Here is a 2693-nt window from a genome sequence, read left to right as displayed (position 1 = left end):
CACAGGCTTCGCGGTGTGCACAGCATTTGTGTACGACACCCATCCTTGTGGGAGCGGGCTTGCCCGCGATGGCGGTGTTACAGGCACTACACGGCTATTTGAACAACACCTTCACCACATCCGCAAACCGCTTGGCGAAGTGCACGGTGATGCCTTCTTTCAGATACTCCGGCAGTTCCTCGAAATTACCCCGGTTCGCCTCCGGCAGGATCAGCTCGAAAATCTTCTGCCGCCTTGCCGCGATGACCTTTTCCCGCACGCCGCCAATCGGCAGCACATGCCCGGTCAGGGTCAGTTCTCCGGTCATGGCCACGCCTTTTTTTGGGGGCTGGTTGCGTGCCAGCGAGAGCAAGGCGCTGGCCATGGTTACGCCTGCGCTCGGACCGTCTTTCGGGGTCGCGCCTTCCGGTACGTGCAAGTGCACGAAAGCCTCGTCGAAGAACTTGGGATCACCGCCAAAGGATTTCAGATTGGAACTGACGTAGCTGTAGGCGATCTCCGCGGATTCCTTCATCACGTCACCCAACTGCCCGGTGAGCTTGAAGCCACGGTTCAGCGTGTGAATCCGCGTCGCTTCGATCGGCAGAGTCGCGCCGCCCATGCTGGTCCAGGCCAGGCCGGTGATGACGCCGGTGCCGGCCAGCACTTGCTCGTTGCGGAACACCGGATGTCCAAGGGAGGCTTCGAGGTCTTTCGGGCCGAGCTTGATGACAGCCTTGGGATCGTCGATCAGCTTCATCACCGCCTTGCGCACCAGCTTGCCCAGTTGTTTTTCCAGCTGGCGCACCCCGGCTTCACGGGCATAACCGTCGATCAGGGACTTCAAGGCGTTGTCGCTGATGCTCAGGCTGCCCTTGGACACCCCGGCCTTTTCCAGCAGCTTGGGCCACAGGTGGCGCTTGGCGATGGCGACTTTTTCCTCGGTGATGTAGCCCGACAGGCGGATCACTTCCATACGGTCGAGCAGTGGGCCGGGGATCGAGTCCAGTGTGTTGGCGGTGCAGACGAACAGCACTTTCGACAGGTCCATCCGCAGGTCCAGATAGTGGTCGAGAAACTCCACGTTCTGCTCCGGATCCAGGGTTTCCAGCAGCGCCGAGGCCGGGTCGCCCTGGTAGCTCTGGCCCATCTTGTCGATCTCGTCGAGCATGATCACCGGGTTCATCACCTCGACGTCTTTCAACGCCTGCACCAGTTTGCCCGGCTGCGCGCCGATGTAGGTGCGGCGGTGGCCCTTGATCTCGGCCTCGTCGCGCATGCCGCCGAGGCTGAAACGGTAGAACGGTCGGCCCAGGGATTCGGCGATGGATTTGCCGACGCTGGTCTTGCCCACACCCGGCGGGCCCACCAGCAGTACGATGGAGCCGCTGATCTCGCCTTTGTAGGCGCCAACGGCGAGGAATTCGAGGATGCGGTCCTTGATGTCATCAAGGCCGGCGTGATGTTTGTCCAGCACCTTGCGCGCGTGCTTGAGGTCGAGTTTGTCCTCGCCATACACGCCCCACGGCACCGAGGTCGCCCAGTCGAGATAGTTGCGGGTGACCGCGTACTCCGGTGATCCGGTCTCAAGGATCGACAGCTTGTTCATCTCTTCTTCGATGCGTTTCTGCACTTGTGCCGGCAGCACTTTGCCGGTCAGCCGCTGCTCGAACTGTTCGAGGTCGGCGCTGCGGTCGTCCTTGGTCAGGCCCAGCTCCTGCTGGATGACCTTGAGCTGCTCCTTGAGGAAAAACTCGCGCTGATGTTCACCGATCTTGCGGTTCACCTCGGCGGAGATTTCCTTCTGCAAGCGCGCGACTTCGACTTCCTTGCGCAGCATCGGCAGGACTTTTTCCATGCGCTTGAGCATCGGCACGCAGTCGAGCACTTCCTGCAATTCGTTGCCGGTTGCAGAGGTGAGCGCGGCGGCGAAGTCGGTCAGCGGCGAGGGATCGTTGGGGCTGAAGCGGTTGAGGTAGTTCTTCAACTCTTCGCTGTACAGCGGGTTGAGTGGCAGCAATTCCTTGATCGCGTTGATCAGTGCCATGCCGTAGGCCTTGACCTCGTCGGTCGGCTCGGTGGGCTGGTGCGGGTATTCGACTTCCACCAGATACGGCGGGCGATGGTGCTTGAGCCAGGTCTTGAGGCGTACGCGGGTCAGGCCCTGGGCGACGAATTGCAGCTTGCCGTTTTCGCGGCTGGCGTGGTGCACCTTGACCAGCGTGCCGTACAGCGGCAGGGCCGAGGTGTCGAAGTGGCGCGGGTCTTCCTGGGGGGTGTCCATGTAGAACAGGGCCAGGGAGTGGTGCTCGGACTTGGCCACCAGGTCCAGGGTTTCGGCCCACGGCTCTTCATTGACGATGACCGGCAGCACCTGGGCGGGGAAGAACGGTCGGTTGTGGATCGGGATGATGTAGACCTTGTCCGGCAGATTCTGGCCGGGCAGGGCCAGGCCTTTGCCGGCTGAATGTTGGGGGGCGTTTTCCGGATCGGCGTAGTCGCTCAAGTCTTCGGGGAATTCCTGCTGGTCGCTCATGTGGGCACCTGCGCAATGGGGATGGGTCTTAGATGGGGCAGGTTGGCGGTGGTTTCAATGATGCCTGAGGGTTAATGGATCATTCGAAGGTGTGTTCAGCAGCAATTCAGGTTAGCTGGATTTTCGGCGCACACCCCCTGTAGGAGCGAGCATGCTCGCGATGGTAGACGGAACACCG

At 61.2% G+C, this 2693-nt stretch carries 1 protein-coding gene; it reads right to left on the bottom strand.

Annotated elements, in window-relative coordinates:
• Window positions 1-94: 94 nt before the first annotated feature.
• Entirely contained in the window at window positions 95-2515 is a 2421-nt protein-coding gene (gene lon / locus ACW9JE_RS30135) for an endopeptidase La (protein WP_457434838.1), read from the bottom strand.
• Window positions 2516-2693: the final 178 nt, after the last annotated feature.

The organism is Pseudomonas sp. SDO55104_S430, assembly GCF_054070595.1.
Note: the sequence above shows the minus strand (reverse complement) of the source record. Positions and strands in the feature narration are given on the sequence as shown.

What these genes read in the sequence shown, in the direction of transcription:
- lon (WP_457434838.1), bottom strand. Translation starts at nt 2,515, where the DNA reads ATGAGCGACCAGCAGGAATTCCCCGAAGACTTGAGCGACTACGCCGAT.